Raw genomic sequence first — 16105 nt, 5'->3', positions numbered from 1 at the left:
CAGTCATTTGGTGCAAAATGTGAGTTAGCTGGCTTCCAAAATATTACAGTTGATGAGTCTACCCTGGAGTTTTTAATGTCCCGAACGGAAAAAGTAAGAAAACTTGCCGGTTTTATTTGGAGTATTGCTGAACTTTTACGCGGTGATTATAAGCAAGCTGACTACGGTAAAGTTATATTACCGTTTACAGTGTTGCGCCGTTTGGACTGTGTTCTAGAGCCAACAAAAGCAGCAGTCATGGAATTTTACGAAACCAAACTAAAGTCCATGAATCTGAAAAATCCAGAGCCGTTACTAAATCAGAAAGCTGGCGTAACTTTTCACAACATTAGCCAGTTTACCTTTCAAAAACTCAAGGCAGACCCAGATAATGTAGCTGCTAATCTTAGAAACTTTATTAATGGCTTCTCTATTGCTGGAAGAGAAATTATTGAATATTTTAACTTTACTGACCAAATTAATCGTTTAGATGAAGCAAATCTACTATTTTTAATAGTCAAAAACTTTGCTGAAATCAATCTTCATCCAGATGAAGTAAACAGCATGGAGATGGGCTATGTTTTTGAAGAATTAATTCGCAAATTTTCGGAACTATCTAATGAAACCGCCGGGGAACATTTTACACCCCGTGAAGTTATCCGGCTGATGGTCAACTTACTGTTTCTCAATGACAGAAATATTCTAACTCAAGAAGGTATTGTGACAACTATCTATGACCCTGCCTGTGGAACAGGTGGGATGTTGTCTTTAGCAGAAGAGTACATTAAAGAACTTAATCAAAACTCTAAGGCTGTAGTTTTTGGTCAGGAAATTAACCCAGAATCCTACGCAATTTGTAAATCTGATATGTTGATTAAAGGTCAAAATATCAGCAATATTAAGTTTGGCAATACTTTCACTACTGACGGTTTAGCACACGAAACATTTGACTATATGTTATCTAATCCGCCGTTTGGTGTGGAATGGAAGAAAGTACAAACATCCGTAAAAAACGAGTATGAAAAGAAAGGATTTGATGGACGTTTCGGAGCAGGTTTGCCCAGAATTTCAGATGGTTCATTTCTGTTTCTGCAACACATGATTTCTAAAATGAAGCGGGATGATGGCGGTTCTAGAATTGCTATTGTATTTAACGGTTCACCGCTTTTTTCTGGAAGCGCTGGCAGTGGCGAAAGTGATATTCGCAAATGGATTATTGAAAATGATATGTTAGAAGCTATTACAGCACTGCCTGATCAATTATTTTATAATACTGGAATTTATACATATATTTGGATTATCACTAATTATAAAACTCCAGAGCGTAAAGGTAAAATACAGCTAATCAATGCCATTCATTATTACAAAAAAATGAGTCGCAGCTTGGGAAATAAGCGTAATGAAATTGGTAATGGTGAAGATGGTAAACCCAATCAAATCGAGGAAATAACCCGTATTTATGGTGAGTTCCAACACAATGCTAAACGCAAACTCGATATCGATGGCAAAGAACAGGATGTCATTGTTAGTAAGATTTTTGATAACGAAGACTTTGGCTATTGGCGAATTACGGTAGAACGTCCGCTCAGGCTCAATTTTCAGGTGAGTGATGAACGTATAGTTAAGTTAGAAAATGAAACCACGTTTATGAATTTAGCTGAATCTAAAAAACGGGGTGGGGTGGCTTTACGAGAGATTGAGGAAGGGAAGAAGTTACAGGAATCAATTAAAGAAGCGTTGCGAACTTTGGGTGCAGATTGTCTCTATAAAAATCGGGATAAATTTAAAAAAAATTTGACGGATGCACTCAAAGCGGCTGATGTAAAAGTTGCAGCACCGTTGAAAAAAGCGATTATGAATGCTTTAGCTGAACGCGATGAAACTGCTGATATTTGTATTGATAAAGATGGGAATTCTGAACTGGATACAGATTTGAGAGATTATGAAAATGTATCGTTGAAGGATGATATTAACGAGTACATGAAGCGGGAAGTATTACCCCATGTGTCTGATGCGTGGGTAGATGAGAGTAAGACGAGAATTGGGTATGAGATACCGTTTACGCGGCATTTTTATGAATATGTGCCGCCGCGACCTTTGGAGGAGATTGAGCAGGAGATTAAGGATTTAGAAGAGGAGATTCGGGGGATGTTGGAGGAGGTGTTGTAATGAATCAAGAGTATTCCTGTCCAATCTGGCTGCAAGATACTAAACCTAACTGGGCTATTCAACGGATTAAGTATGCAACTTACTTAAAAGCTCGTGTTGGTTGGCATGGCTTGACATCTAATGAGTATCTTAATAAAGGTGTACTCCTAATAACAGGAACAGATTTTGAAAACGGTCGAATTAATTGGAAAATCTGTTATCGTGTTTCAGAAGAAAGATATCAACAAGATCCGTATATCCAGATTCAAGAAGGCGATCTCTTAATTACCAAAGATGGAACAATAGGAAAAGTCGCTTTGATTCAAGGTTTAAATGAACCTGCAACATTAAATAGTGGGATTTTTGTAACTCGCCCTTTGAAAGGAACTTACTCTAATCACTTCATGTACTGGCTTCTTAAATCCAAAGTTTTCCAAACTTTTATCGATTACATTAAGGTAGGAACAACCATCAATCACCTTTATCAAAATCAATTGAGTGATTTTGCTTTTCCAGTTCCTAGTTTAGAAATACAACAAGCGATCGCCTCTTTCCTAGACCGCAAAACCGCAGCAATTGACACCCTCATCGCCAAAAAACAACGCCTCATCCAACTCCTCGAAGAAAAACGTACCGCTCTCATCAACCAAGCTGTGACTCAAGGGTTAAACCCAAACGTTCCAATGAAAAATTCTGGTATTGCTTGGATTAGCAAAATTCCTGAGCATTGGGAAGTCAGCCGTTTAAGTTTTCTCTCAACCACTATTCAAACGGGGCCTTTTGGCAGTCAGCTACATGCTTCAGAATATGTAGAAAATGGGATTCCACTCGTCAATCCAATCAATATTCAGCGCGGAAACATAGTTGCTGACTATCAGAAAACAGTTAACCAAGAAGTAGCGATCCGTTTGAGTAGGCACAAATTGCTGATTGGAGATTTGGTTTTTGCAAGGCGTGGAGAATTGGGACGCTGTGGAGTGATTAACAAAAACAATAATGGTTGGTTATGTGGTACAGGATGTATTCAGGTTCGCGTCAGCAAAATTAAAGTTTATCCAGACTATCTTAACTTGTTTATAAGTATTCCTTGGGTTGCTTCTTGGCTATCGTTAGAGTCTGTGGGTTCAACAATGGATAACCTTAACACAGAAATTCTTTCAACACTACCAATTATTTTGCCACCTAAAGAAGAACAAATAAAAATATTTCAATACATTGAGCTTAAAAAATATTTATTTGATAAGCTAATTACGACTATAGATAGGCAGATAAGTAAACTCCAAGAATATCGTCAATCTCTCATCACAGCAGCAGTAACAGGAAAAATTGACATCAGTGAGGAGGTGGCTGCATGACTCTTTGTGTTGCCTGGATTCGCCAAAAAAATAATGTTGAGGAGCTAGTATTTGCAACTGATAGTTCCTTAACTGGAGGAGAAAAATGGAATCAAGGCATTAAATTATTTGAATTGCCTAGAACAGATTGTTTAATTTGCTTTGCAGGTGAGACAGGTCGGGCTTATCCGTTAATCTTGAATTTAATTTCTTCTATCAAGCTCAGTAGACGTTTGCAAAGTTCGCGTACTGATGTTGAAGAGGTATTAATTTATCTTTCTTCGGTGTTTACTTCATTAGTATCCACCATCATTAACGAAATTTCTGGGCTAGATATTCATGAACTGAGAGGCGGAGCTAAATTCCTTTTTGGTGGGTGGAGTTGGCTAGAAAGCCGTTTTCGTATCTGGCAACTCTATTACTCAAAAGATGCCGAAGGATTTGTATTTATAGAATGTACAGATGAACCAAATAAAAATCGTATTTACACTTTCTTAGGTGATCCAGTAGAGCTAGCTGATATTGCATCAAGAAATTATAAAAAACTAGTCTATGAAAACGATAAACAAGATGATAAAATGGATATGGAACCGCTACAAGTTCTAATAGAGATGTCTAGAGATAAAGATATTAGATCTGTAGACGGAGCTATTCAAATTTCTAAAATTTATAAATCTGGAACCTCAGAATTTTTTGGGATAAATTGGCCATCAAGAGAAGGAAAACCTCACTTTCAGGGCAGAAGCTTTAATCCGCACAGTAAACCAGACGTTCGATATTTTGATCCAGATACACTCACTCTAATTGAAGACAAGTTACCCAATATCATTGAAGACATAAATAGATTCAGTCAACTAGAAGACTTTGATTTCATTTGTTCTTGTTATGATGTAAATGATGGTAGTTTGAAAGAAAACCTTCTTGACAATGACCGTGAACGACTGATTTACATATTCCGCGAAGCAGCTTACCAGTATTTCATAGAGGAAATAAAAAATAAGGGGAGTTCAGCGCCATGACCAGCCAAACGACAGAACGAGCTTTTGAAGTTGCGATCGTTGACTCCCTGATTCAGAATGGTGGTTATCAATTAGGCGATGCTGCCAACTTTAGCCGCGAGTTGGCATTCGATAAAGCCACCATTTTCCAATTCATTCAGACTTCTCAGCTAGAAGCATGGCAAAAGCTTTCAGATATTCACGGCTTGGCTGTAGAGCCAAAGTTCATTCAAAGGCTCTATACAGAATTAGAGTTACGGGGGATGCTAGACGTACTACGTTATGGCATCACTGACTACGGTGTACGCTTCAAACTGGCATTCTTCAAACCCGCCAGTGGTCTAAACCCCGATACCCTAGTACTTTATAACCAAAACATCCTCACAGTTACTCGTCAGGTGCGCTACAGTGCTAATCATGAAAACTCAGTAGATTTACTATTGAGTATCAATGGCTTGCCAGTCACGACCGTAGAACTAAAAAACCATTTTACCGGACAAGATGCAGATAAAGCCAAGCGCCAGTATATGCAAGACCGGGATAACCGAGATTTGTTATTTCAATTCAAGCGGCGTTGTTTGGTGCATTTTGCCGTAGACCCGGATGAAATCTGGATGACTACGCGCATTGATGGCAGTAACACCCGTTTTCTACCCTTCAACAAAGGCTACAACAAAGGTGCAGGCAACCCACCCAACCCAAAGGGTTACAAAACCGCTTACCTTTGGGATGATATCTGGGCAAAAGACAGTTGGTTAGATATTATATGTCGTTTTTTGCACTTAGAGCAAGAAAACATTAAACTAAACCACAAATCTGCCAAAAAAGAAAGCCTGATCTTTCCTCGGTTTCACCAATTAGATGTAGTTCGCAAGCTAACCGCAGATGCCAAAGTTAAGGGGACAGGACAAAATTACCTAATTCAACATTCTGCTGGTAGTGGCAAAAGTAATTCTATTGCCTGGTTAGCATATCAACTTGCTAGCTTATATAATGATCAAGATCAACGAGTTTTCGATTTAGTTATCGTTATCACTGATAGAAAAGTATTAGACCAGCAACTTCAAAATACGATTTACCAGTTTGAGCATAAGCAAGGAGTCGTGCAAAAAGTTGATAAAAACTCTGCACAACTAGCTGAAGCGTTGGTTTCTGGCACTAACATCATCATTACTACCTTACAGAAATTTCCTTTTGTCTTAGATAAGATTCGGGAAATCTTAGAAAAAAACAAGATTGGCGAACTACCTAAACGTAATTACGCCCTAATTGTGGACGAAGCCCACAGTTCTCAAAGTGGGGAAGCGTCCAAGAAAATGAAAGAAGTGCTTTCTATCAACGATTTAAGTCTTTCAGCCAAGCAAGAAAGCATGGTTGACCAGGAAGATGATATTGAAGATAACATCCGCAAGTCGATGCGTGCCCGTGGTAAACAACCAAATTTGAGCTTTTTTGCCTTCACAGCCACACCCAAGCCAAAAACCTTAGAAGACTTTGGCCAGATGAACGCCCAAGGGCAAACAGAACCCTTTCATCTTTATTCCATGCGGCAGGCAATTGAAGAAGGTTTTATCATGGATGTGTTGCAAAATTATACAACCTACAGAACTTTCTTCAAAATCAGTAAGGCGATCGCAGACGATCCTAATATTAGCAAAAAGAAAACGAGTCGAGCGATCGCTAAATTTTTATCACTCCATCCACACAACCTAGCCCAAAAAACTCAAGTTATTATCGAGCATTTTCGCCAATGTGTGATGCATAAAATTGGCGGTAAAGCTAAAGCAATGGTGGTTACAGCTTCTCGACCCCATGTAATCCGCTATAAAGAAGAATTCGACAACTATTTACAGAAACAAGGTTATGCAGACATCAAAGCATTAGTAGCCTTTACTGCTTTTACCGATAGAGAAACTTATATCGAGTATACTGAATCTGATATCAACGGCTTTGGTGAAAAAGAATTACCCGAAAAATTTGAAACGGTTGAATATCAACTTCTGATTGTAGCAGACAAGTATCAAACTGGTTTCGATCAGCCATTATTGCACACCATGTATGTAGATAAAAAACTTTCTGGTGTCAAAGCTGTACAAACCCTCTCTCGCTTAAATCGCACTTGTCCTGGTAAGGAAGATACTTTTGTTTTAGATTTTGCTAATGATGAGCAGGAAATTATTGATGCTTTCCAGCCTTATTACGAACAAACAACCCTAATAGCAACAACAGATCCTAACAGATTGTATGATTTAAAAAATAGGTTAGATGGCTACCAGATTATCTGGTATAGTGAGGTAGATGCTTTTGCAAAAATATTTTTTAAATCTCAGGAAAAGGTAAATAATCTAGATCAAAGTAGACTACATTCCTTTATTGATCCTGCTGTAGACCGTTTTAAAGGTTTAAGTGAAGAACAGCAAGATGAGTTTAAAAATAGTCTAACCGCGTTTATTCGGTTATATGCATTCTTAGCACAGATTATGCCATTTGCAGATGGAGAGCTAGAAAAATTTTATGCTTTTACTCGTATTTTGCAAACAAAATTACCAAAACTTAGCCAAAGCGAAGCTTTTAAACTTCTTGACGAAGTTGCACTAGAATATTATCGACTACAAAAAATCCGAGAAGGTCAGATAATCTTAGAAAAAAATACAGAGTTATCTCTACAACCTATAACTGAAGCTGGCATACCAAGAGATAAAGAAGAACAGGCTAAACTTTCAGAGATTATCGATATTCTCAACAAAAGATTTAGAACTGATTTTACTGAAGCAGACAAATATTTTTTCAGCCAAATTGAAGAAGCACTAGTTCAGGATAAAATATTATCACAACAAGCCAAAAGTAACTCAATTCAAAACTTTAAATATGGCTTTGAGGATGTATTTCTGACGAAGCTGATTGAGCGAATGGATTTAAATCAAGATATTTTTACCAAAATCATAGATTTTAAAGATTTTGGTGAAGTAGTAAAGGACTGGATGCTGAGGAAAGTGTATACAAGATTGACACAAGAGTTTAGCTAGCAAAAATGATTTAATTACTTCAAGCGCCCAGACTTGAAGAATCTGAGCGCTTGAATATTAGGTTGCAGAGAAACATCTGCTAGTTAGGGAAATTAAGCAGGCATCATGTGCATACTTCTGCAAGACTCTGCACACTTACGGCAAGCAGCAGCACATTCCATCATTTTTGCGTCATCGCTCATCATCTCACACGCCATTGCAGTGCGATCGCACATTTCAGCACAAAGCATACAAGTGCGTTCCATGAACTCAGAACCGCTCATCATCATATTCATACACATCATGCACATTTCAGAGCAATCGCGCATCATGCTCATCATGCTCATCATGCTTTTGTGCATCTGCTGACCACCTTTGCTCATGCAATGAGTCATGGTTTCCATGCACATTTTATGACAGTCCATACAAACATCCATGCAAGTTTGCATTTCTGGAGTCATGGTTTCAGTCATCATCATCATCATCATCGGAAATACCTCCTGATTTTTTGATGCATAAAATAGTGTCCTTGAAAGGACTACTGATCACATTAGTCTTATCCTTTTAAAGAGTCAATGGGGTTTTTAAGAGAGAATTTTTAAGCCTACTATCCCGATATAATTACCGGTAAATTGAAGGAATTCTACACTAGTTTGGTGTTATTTTTCTGATAAATACTATACATTAAGGCTTGTAAACCCTCATTCACAAGTGTGGTTTCATTTGACAGTCAAATTTACATCAGGGATCAAAAGTTAGAGTTAAATTTAACTCGAAAATAATGTTATTGTTTTTTAACAAATGAATGCCTAAACAAAGTATTTGTAAACTTATATTAAGTTATGTTTTATTAACTTATATGAGCTTGAAGATATATATCCTGAAAAGTTCGTAATTCATAATGGAATTTCAACTGCGCTTAAAACAAAATTTCCTCAAAAAAAAGTAATTTTCACAACTTACATAAGATATGATGTCGGTTATAGATTTGATTGCAATTTGAGTAAGCGATCGCTCGCTGCTTGTAATGTCTCAGGTCTTTTGCTAAAGCAAAATCTGATCAATGAATGTCCTTTTTCTGGTTGGCTGAAAAAGCTGGAACCGGGAACTACAGCAACACCAATATCTTTAATCAGATGGTAAGTGAATTTAACATCTGTTTTATAGCCAAATTTGGAAATATCTGCAAGAACGTAATAAGCTCCTTTGGGAACGAAATAGGGAATCCCAACTTGGTCTAGAATTTGTAAAATGCTGTCTCGCTTCTGGTGATAAAGTTTGCCTAGTTCTTGATAATAGGATGCTGGCAGTTGCATGGCGGCAACTCCGGCTCGTTGCAATGGTGCAGGTGCGCCAACAGTGAGAAAATCATGGACTTTGCGAATCGCCCCTGTCAATTCGGGGTTTGCCAGAATGTAGCCGACTCGCCATCCAGTGACGCTATAAGTTTTGGATAAACCGTTAATAGTAACGGTGCGTTCTTCCATTCCGGGAAGGGTAGCTAGGGCAATATGTTGAGTGCCGTCATAGAGAATATGTTCATAGATTTCGTCTGTGAACGCTAACACATCCCATTTTTGACAAAGTTCAGCAATTAGGGTGAGTTCTTCACGCGTGAAGACTTTACCTGTGGGGTTGTGGGGTGTGTTGATAATAATTGCTTTGGTATTGGTATTGAAAGCTTGACGCAACTGTGCTTCATCAAATGTCCAATGAGGAGGATGCAGTGTTACGTAGCGGGGTATAGCACCAGCTAAAATCGCATCGGGACCGTAGTTTTCGTAATATGGCTCAAATACAATTACTTCGTCACCGGGATCGACTGTCGCCAGCATCACAGATGCCATTGCTTCTGTGGAACCACAAGTAACGGTGATTTGGGTTTCGGGATTGATATCTAAGCCGAGATACCAACGAACTTTGTTAGCGATCGCATGACGAAATGGGCGATCGCCCCAAGTAATGGCATACTGATTAACATCTGCCTCTATGGCCTGATATGCTGCCTGTTTCAACTCCAAAGGACAAGGAAAATCAGGGAAACCCTGCGCCAAATTCACCGCATCGTGTTGCAGTGCTACCCTGGTCATTTCTCGAATCACCGACTCTGTAAACTGTTCTGCCTTCGCTGATATTTTTTGTCGCCCAATCTTACTCACCCCTATACCTCCGTTGATCTTTATTGCCGTTATTCGGGAATTTCTGTAAACCAGACGAAACCCATAATATTGATAGATTTATCGTAGTATACTCAAATTTCAGATCCAGAGGGAATGCAACCTTATAATCTATATACTTAATTATTGAGATTAATAGTCAATTATTGAAGTACTGATCCAGAATCATCATGAAATCTTTGCACCGTCCCGATCTGTATAGCTGGTCTAATTTCAATCCGGCAAGAAATATTGATTTCAATGGGATTGCCTGGATTCGCGCAGATGGCAACATCTTGATTGACCCAGTAGCCCTATCAAACCATGATTGGAATCATCTAAAATCCCTCGGCGGTGTGGTTTGGATTGTGCTGACGAATTCTGAGCATATCAGAGCAAGTAAAGAAATTGCCGATCAAACTTATGCTAAGATTGCAGGCCCCATAGCAGAAAAAGACACTTTTCCTATACCTTGCAATCGCTGGCTATCTGATGGTGAAGAATTTGTGCCAGGACTGGAGGTGATTGAACTCAATGGTTCTAAAACTCCGGGTGAGTTGGCTTTGTTACTAGAAAAGACAACTTTAATTACAGGGGATTTAGTACGGGCACGTAAAGCAGGTAGCTTAACGATTTTACCAGATGACAAGCTGCTGAATCGAGAGGAGGCTGTTGCTTCTGTTCGCAGGTTGGCTCAACTGAGTCGGGTAGAAGCAGTGCTGGTGGGCGATGGTTGGCCTGTATTCCGTGATGGACGCGATCGCTTGCAGGATCTTGTAGCAACGCTGTAAATAATTAGGGTAGCACAGCTAGCTATGCTACCCTACAGGCGATTGTGGTTCAAATAGATCAAAAAGGCTGTCAGAAGAAAATCAAACAACACCGTATCATGGTAGTTAGTAGCATTTATGTCTGATACTTTCTTTTTTGCCATAAAAGAATATCAGGTAAGTAATATCCTGATTTGCTGACGGCAGAATGCGAAAGCTTTTACTGATTCACCTAGTTGGAGAACACTGATGTCGAAGGAAAGAAAAAGTAATAAAGAAGCTAAAAAACCTAAAAAAGATCCCAAAGACAAAAAGGAGAAAAAAGAGCCAAACAAATAGAACGATTTAGGTAAATGGTTCTAGCGAAGACCAAGAGTTGCATTTCCTTAAATTGACAATACTTCGTCCAATAGCATTGAATAAGAAAAGTTATTGTCAAAAATTTATTCACCCTTGGTCAAGCTCCAAAATCTGATGATTTAGCTTGTGTATGCAATGTCACAACAGGCTACGCCTACGCAACTTAATCAAGCAGGATCAAACTTCAGCGAAACACCGTTCATGCAGTAGCGCTTACCCGTGGGTGCAGGGCCATCATCAAAAACATGACCCAGATGACCACCACAGCGACTACAATGCACTTCAGTTCTGGTCATAAACAACGACTTGTCTACAGTAGTGGCGATCGCACCTTCAATTGGATTAAAGAAGCTAGGCCAGCCAGTACCACTATTAAATTTGGTATCAGATGTAAACAGTGGTAGTTCACACGCGGCACAATAATAAGTGCCTTGGTCGTATTCCTTATCCAATGAGCTGGTGTAAGGGCGTTCAGTTCCATGTTTACGCAAGACATTAAACTGTTCTGGCGTTAAAATCGTGCGCCATTCTGACTCTGGTTTGGTAACTTCAAATCCACTCTGAGAAGTTGTCATTGCTTGTGACCCCCAATTGATATACCTTGATAACAATGCTGTGCCGACTATGACTGCACTAGCCTGTAAAAAATAGCGTTTGTCCATATATCTATTATTTTCTATTTTCCGGTTCACTGGGCAATCAATTCCAGTACGGAATTCCCTACATGAATGACTATAATCAGCGATCACTCTGAATTAGCCCTGATAAACTGATTAAAATTTGCTAAGAAACAACAAATTATTTTTCAATAAAATACTAGGCGGCAATCCGATCGATTTGACTTAATTTTGGAGAATATCTAAGTATAGTTTTCAATTGGAGCATAACGACAGTCAATCATCATCTTCATCAGAGGTGGTGGTAAGATGCTGATTAATCCCCTGTTTACCCTGAATCGTCAGAAATGCAAATAGGCGATTGAGCCGCTTTACCCCACTTAGGGTAATCAGAGTCAGTAAGCCTCCCAATAATCCCATTTGCCACAGACCACAACCAATTGCAGCCCCCAACCCGGCCGCCGTCCAGACACAGGCGGCTGTAGTTAAACCCTTTACTTTTGGCGTTGCAGATTTTCTTGGAGACTCTTGTAAAATCAATCCGGCTCCGAGAAATCCAACCCCGGTAGCTACACCTTGAATTGTGCGACTCAGTGCATTAGTAGCAGCATAGGGACTCTCACCCTCAGCCTGCAAAGGAATCATCACGAATAGTGCTGCCCCCATACTCACGAGCATAAATGTTCTCATCCCTGCTGGTCTACCTCCTTGCTGACGGTTAAATCCAATCAAGCAACCAACCAGGAGCGCCAAAGACAATCTAAACGCTATGTGTGGCCAATCGTTGGCAGCAATAAACATCGGCCCCATTGCCTTATTTCTCCTAGAGACAGAACAGAATTTTGCGCCTATTGCCAGTGGACTGGATAGCTACCCACGTTTCTAGCTGAAAACTAAGTACATTAAGTCAATCAGCTTGGCGTACATTAAGGTTAATTTAACAGAAGGTTATAGATAAGTAAACTAATATACACAAAGATACTATTGCTGTATTCTTCCTAGAGACAGAAAGAAGGGAGCAGGGGAATAACTATGCCCAATACCCCAATCCCCAATTTTTTTTGATCGCTAGCTTATTGAACACTGCCTAATATACATTGGTCTGATTGAGATACCGGAGTTTTCTGAAAAACTTCTTGCTAGGTTAAGTAGAATATGTGATACTCTAAAAACTATAAATAAATAACGGTATTTCTATCGAATTACCGTAGTTTAAAAGGACAGGATTGATGCAGCTACTATGGTTCATCCCAACCCACGGCGACGGACGTTACCTTGCAACTGCTACAGGCGGACGGGCAGTAAGCTTTCCTTATCTACGGCAGATTGCCCAAGCGGTGGATGACCTTGGTTATACAGGAGCATTGCTGCCTACAGGACGTTCTTGCGAAGATGCTTGGATTGTAGCTTCAACGTTGGTATCACTGACGCGACAGATGCGTTTTTTGGTAGCGATTCGTCCCGGTTTGGTATCGCCTGGAGTTGCAGCGCGGATGGCGGCGACTTTTGATCGCCTCTCTGGGGGACGCTTGCTGATTAATGTCGTGACAGGTGGCGATCCGGTGGAGTTAGCGGGAGATGGCTTGCATTTGGATCACGATCAGCGCTATGAATTAACAGATGAATTTTTAACAGTGTGGCGAGCGATCGCTAGTGGTGAACAAGCCAATCTTCAGGGCGACTATTTCAACATTCAGGATGGTAAACTGCTGTTTCCACCTGTTCAGAAGCCATATCCGCCTTTGTGGTTTGGCGGTTCCTCTCCCATCGCCCAAAAAATTGCTGCCAAGCATGTAGATGTCTATCTGACTTGGGGCGAACCACCGGCGCAAGTAGCCGAGAAGATTGCATCAGTTCGCAGACTTGCTTTATCAGAAGGCCGGACTTTGCGGTTTGGGATTCGCCTACATGTAATTGTGCGAGAAACCGAGAGTGAAGCTTGGGATGCGGCGAATCAATTGATTAAGTATGTAGATGATGAGGCGATCGCTAAAGCCCAAAAAGCTTATGCTCGGATGGATTCAGTTGGACAACAACGGATGACTCAATTACACCACGGTAATCGTGAGGCATTGGAGATTAGCCCGAACCTGTGGGCGGGAGTCGGTTTGGTGCGCGGTGGTGCGGGAACAGCCCTAGTAGGCGATCCCCAAACCGTAGCAGCTAGGATATTGGAATATGCTTCTTTGGGTGTTGAGTCCTTTATCCTCTCTGGCTATCCCCACCTAGAGGAAGCTTATCGAGTTGCAGAACTTCTATTTCCTCATCTGCCATTAGAGAATTTACCCGCAGTAGAGAAGCAACATGTCTTAAGTCCATTTGGCGAGATTGTGGCAAATGAAGATTTCCCTAAGCAAAAGCTTCAAGAAAGAACAACGTCTATATCCTAGTAATTATGAACTAGGAGATTAATAGCCATGCTGCACCAACAAATCGACCAAAAAATCTCAGAAAAAGAAGCGTGGGCATTGCGTCGTCAATTGGGAGTACCTAACAATAAACGTTTGTGGGTGCTAGCTTGCATGGATGAACGTTTACCAGTGGAGAAAGCATTAGGAATTGGTGAAGGAGATGCTCATATTTTCCGTAATGCTGGAGGGTTAGTTACAGATGATGCAATTCGGTCAGCGATGTTAACTACACAGTTTTTTGGCACAAAAGAAATCATCGTCATTAATCATACCGAATGTGGCATGATGACAGCATCAGGAGACTTTCTCAGTGAGGTATTGCGGAATCAAGGTATTGACGTGGATCAAGTTAGTGTCGATCCAGCTTTGCCAGAATTAAAGCTACCAAAAGGCGTTTTTTCCAGATGGATCAAAACATTTACTGATGTGGATGAAATCTGCACACAGCAGGTGGAATTACTGCGTAATTCTCCTTTAATTCCTCAAGATGTAGTTATTCATGGCTACATCTGGGAAGTAGAGAGTATGAGTTTACGCCGTCCCTACAAACGTCTGAGTGAGAAGGTTAACACAGCATCAGCGATGAAGACCAAAACTGCAAAACATACTGAACCTGTTTTCTAAATTGGGAGTTAAATTGAATGACAAATATTTTAGCGATCGCAGGTAGTCCAACCCATCCATCTAGAACTTATGGTGTTGTCGAATACACTGCCAAGCTTCTACAACAAGAAGGCTTGCATGTAGATATTATTTCAGTTCGGGATTTGCCTGCTGAAGATTTAGTTTTTGGACGATACGACAGCCAAGCATTAGAACAGCCAAAAGCTTTATTAGCAAAGGCAGATGGTGTGATTATTGCCACCCCAATTTACAAAGCTGCTTACACAGGAGTGCTAAAAACATTTCTAGATTTGCTGCCACAAAAATCATTCACAGGTAAACCCGTGTTACCAATTGCTCTGGGTGGAACGATCGCTCATTTATTGGCAATTGAATATGCCCTAAAACCTGTGTTATCTGAATTAGGAGCGCGGCATATCCTAGCTACTATTTATGCGGTAGACAAACAAATTCAACGACAAGCTGATAACAGCGTCTTGTTAGATGAGGAAATTGAGCAAAGACTCAAAGACGTTCTCAAGGAATTTGTGAAAGCTGTAGAATATGATGCCGCAGCACCTCAAGAATTGGTTCATGCCAATTAAATAATCAAGTTTATACCTCCGTTTGCTCGTAGCAGACGGGTAATTTCTACCCATCTGCTACCTTTTTCTAAAAGCTAATCATAACCACATAAATTTCTTCTCAAAAATTGCACCTTTATAGCAATGTTCAAATTAATAGACTACACCCAGACTTCTCTACAAAATTTTGTAGTCTATTCAACTAACACCACTATAATTTCTAATTTTTAGCATACAAAATGTTGTATATATGCAAATTATCTCCTAACTCTACCTCTAGTAGATGAGGAAAATTCACTCATCTACTACTTTTTCTACTGAAATTTTCAAATAGCAAATATTACAATACGCCAGCGATTAATTCCGATCTCCTCCCCATAATGCCTGCACTACTTTATCAGTCAATTCTTTACCAAACATCTGCTCTGCTAACTTATTCCCTGGGTCTTGTTCAGCACTGCTACGGCGCAAAAATAGGTCACGTTCTGCCAAAGCAGTCCGTATATCTTCTGCTACAGGCTCCGCTTCGTCTACCCAGTTTATCCAGCGTTCGAGCATTTCGTTGGCAAATGTACGAATGAGGTTGACTGTATCATTTGTAGCAGGGCTTGTATAGCATAACCTGATAGGCGACATGAATTGACGAATATAGACGCTCTTACTGGTGTACATTGAAAGACTTGCTTCTTGCTGCAAATTCAGGAATAACTGATTAACAGGCTCATAATAGCGTTCCAGATAGTCCAGGTCTGTCAATAAATCGGTTCGAGGAATGTAATCTAGATAAAAGAAAATATCTGGAAGCGTACCAAACTCAAACGTTAGATGGGGAACACGGATGTGGGAACCTAACCAAACAGTCAGACGCATGACACTAAAATTTGACTTTTCGTTATGTGACAACACATGCACTAGCCAATCAATTTCCGTACCAGAAAAAGCCTTAAGTGAACCCTGAAAATTACCGTCAATGCTGCTGTAGCTATTTAAATCATTTGTAAAATCTGCTGGATTTAGCTGAAAACGATTCTCTAGCTTTTGTCGCAATTGGTTTGTAATAGTCCATAACTGCTCAAATACAGATGTATTATCTGAGTTGACTTTTTGGTAAATCATTATTTTTTTTGCTGGTACATTGAG

13 protein-coding genes are annotated in these 16105 nt (G+C 39.9%); 8 read left to right on the top strand and 5 right to left on the bottom strand.

Translation table 11 applies throughout. The annotated features are described in order from the left end of the window. Positions 1–75: 75 nt before the first annotated feature. The 4 genes from V7K60_RS06995 to V7K60_RS06980 are packed head-to-tail and all read left to right on the top strand — an operon-like array spanning position 76 to position 7485. A complete protein-coding gene (locus V7K60_RS06995) occupies positions 76–2148 on the top strand; it encodes a type I restriction-modification system subunit M (RefSeq protein ID WP_334924090.1) in 2073 nt (690 codons plus the stop codon). Continuing rightward, positions 2148–3482, top strand: a complete 1335-nt coding sequence (locus V7K60_RS06990; RefSeq protein ID WP_334924089.1) for a restriction endonuclease subunit S — start codon at positions 2148–2150, stop codon at positions 3480–3482. The genes V7K60_RS06995 and V7K60_RS06990 overlap by 1 nt, the downstream gene beginning before the upstream one ends. Beyond that, positions 3479–4480: a hypothetical protein gene (locus V7K60_RS06985; RefSeq protein ID WP_334924088.1), complete on the top strand. Its 1002-nt coding sequence runs from the start codon at positions 3479–3481 to the stop codon at positions 4478–4480. Before V7K60_RS06990 ends, V7K60_RS06985 begins: the two co-directional genes overlap by 4 nt. Then, entirely contained in the window at positions 4477–7485 is a 3009-nt protein-coding gene (locus tag V7K60_RS06980) for a type I restriction endonuclease subunit R (RefSeq protein ID WP_334924087.1), read from the top strand. The genes V7K60_RS06985 and V7K60_RS06980 overlap by 4 nt, the downstream gene beginning before the upstream one ends. Positions 7486–7577: 92 nt before the next feature. Here V7K60_RS06980 and V7K60_RS06975 read toward each other — a convergent pair whose 3' ends face one another. Both V7K60_RS06975 and V7K60_RS06970 read right to left on the bottom strand, forming a co-directional pair. Next, positions 7578–7949 carry a four-helix bundle copper-binding protein gene (locus V7K60_RS06975; RefSeq protein ID WP_334924151.1) on the bottom strand — a complete coding sequence of 124 codons (372 nt, stop codon included), beginning with the start codon at positions 7947–7949 and terminating at the stop codon, positions 7578–7580. A 495-nt stretch (positions 7950–8444) separates the two neighbouring features. Beyond that, positions 8445–9623: a pyridoxal phosphate-dependent aminotransferase gene (locus V7K60_RS06970; protein WP_334924085.1), complete on the bottom strand. Its 1179-nt coding sequence runs from the start codon at positions 9621–9623 to the stop codon at positions 8445–8447. Between the two features lie 188 nt (positions 9624–9811). Between V7K60_RS06970 and V7K60_RS06965 the strand changes: the two genes are divergently transcribed. Beyond that, entirely contained in the window at positions 9812–10411 is a 600-nt protein-coding gene (locus V7K60_RS06965; protein WP_334924084.1) for an MBL fold metallo-hydrolase, read from the top strand. 506 nt (positions 10412–10917) lie between these two features. Here the strand turns inward: V7K60_RS06965 and msrB are convergent. Together msrB and V7K60_RS06955 are read right to left on the bottom strand one after the other, a co-directional pair. Then, complete coding sequence (msrB, locus tag V7K60_RS06960; RefSeq protein ID WP_334924150.1) at positions 10918–11412, bottom strand: peptide-methionine (R)-S-oxide reductase MsrB; 495 nt, start codon at positions 11410–11412, stop codon at positions 10918–10920. Positions 11413–11643: 231 nt separating this feature from the next. After that, positions 11644–12177, bottom strand: a complete 534-nt coding sequence (locus V7K60_RS06955; protein ID WP_334924082.1) for an MgtC/SapB family protein — start codon at positions 12175–12177, stop codon at positions 11644–11646. 419 nt (positions 12178–12596) lie between these two features. On the opposite strand from V7K60_RS06955, the gene ssuD reads away from it, so the two are divergent. Genes ssuD through ssuE form a run of 3 tightly spaced genes read left to right on the top strand, consistent with a single transcriptional unit; the run spans position 12597 to position 14986 of the window. Beyond that, positions 12597–13757: an FMNH2-dependent alkanesulfonate monooxygenase gene (gene ssuD / locus V7K60_RS06950; RefSeq protein WP_334924081.1), complete on the top strand. Its 1161-nt coding sequence runs from the start codon at positions 12597–12599 to the stop codon at positions 13755–13757. A 27-nt stretch (positions 13758–13784) separates the two neighbouring features. Then, positions 13785–14402: a beta-class carbonic anhydrase gene (locus V7K60_RS06945; RefSeq protein ID WP_334924079.1), complete on the top strand. Its 618-nt coding sequence runs from the start codon at positions 13785–13787 to the stop codon at positions 14400–14402. Between the two features lie 17 nt (positions 14403–14419). After that, positions 14420–14986, top strand: coding sequence for an NADPH-dependent FMN reductase (ssuE, locus tag V7K60_RS06940; protein WP_334924077.1), 567 nt, complete (start codon positions 14420–14422; stop codon positions 14984–14986). Positions 14987–15322: 336 nt separating this feature from the next. On the opposite strand, the gene V7K60_RS06935 is transcribed toward ssuE, so the two are convergent. Next, complete coding sequence (locus V7K60_RS06935; protein ID WP_334924075.1) at positions 15323–16081, bottom strand: red chlorophyll catabolite reductase; 759 nt, start codon at positions 16079–16081, stop codon at positions 15323–15325. Positions 16082–16105 lie beyond the last annotated feature (24 nt).

It is taken from the genome of Nostoc sp., assembly GCF_036917555.1.
GTDB lineage: Bacteria > Cyanobacteriota > Cyanobacteriia > Cyanobacteriales > Nostocaceae > Nostoc.
The sequence above is the reverse complement of the archived record's forward strand: the minus strand, read 5'-3'. Positions and strand labels throughout refer to the sequence as shown.

Excerpts from the sequence above, each read along its gene's own strand:
- V7K60_RS06935 (WP_334924075.1), bottom strand. The coding sequence starts at position 16,081 with ATGATTTACCAAAAAGTCAACTCAGATAATACATCTGTATTTGAGCAG.
- V7K60_RS06955 (WP_334924082.1), bottom strand. The coding sequence starts at position 12,177 with ATGGGGCCGATGTTTATTGCTGCCAACGATTGGCCACACATAGCGTTT.
- V7K60_RS06995 (WP_334924090.1), top strand. The coding sequence starts at position 76 with ATGTCCCGAACGGAAAAAGTAAGAAAACTTGCCGGTTTTATTTGGAGT.
- ssuE (WP_334924077.1), top strand. The coding sequence starts at position 14,420 with ATGACAAATATTTTAGCGATCGCAGGTAGTCCAACCCATCCATCTAGA.
- V7K60_RS06990 (WP_334924089.1), top strand. The coding sequence starts at position 2,148 with ATGAATCAAGAGTATTCCTGTCCAATCTGGCTGCAAGATACTAAACCT.
- V7K60_RS06985 (WP_334924088.1), top strand. The coding sequence starts at position 3,479 with ATGACTCTTTGTGTTGCCTGGATTCGCCAAAAAAATAATGTTGAGGAG.
- msrB (WP_334924150.1), bottom strand. The coding sequence starts at position 11,412 with ATGGACAAACGCTATTTTTTACAGGCTAGTGCAGTCATAGTCGGCACA.
- V7K60_RS06965 (WP_334924084.1), top strand. The coding sequence starts at position 9,812 with ATGAAATCTTTGCACCGTCCCGATCTGTATAGCTGGTCTAATTTCAAT.
- V7K60_RS06945 (WP_334924079.1), top strand. The coding sequence starts at position 13,785 with ATGCTGCACCAACAAATCGACCAAAAAATCTCAGAAAAAGAAGCGTGG.
- V7K60_RS06975 (WP_334924151.1), bottom strand. The coding sequence starts at position 7,949 with ATGATGATGATGATGACTGAAACCATGACTCCAGAAATGCAAACTTGC.
- ssuD (WP_334924081.1), top strand. The coding sequence starts at position 12,597 with ATGCAGCTACTATGGTTCATCCCAACCCACGGCGACGGACGTTACCTT.
- V7K60_RS06980 (WP_334924087.1), top strand. The coding sequence starts at position 4,477 with ATGACCAGCCAAACGACAGAACGAGCTTTTGAAGTTGCGATCGTTGAC.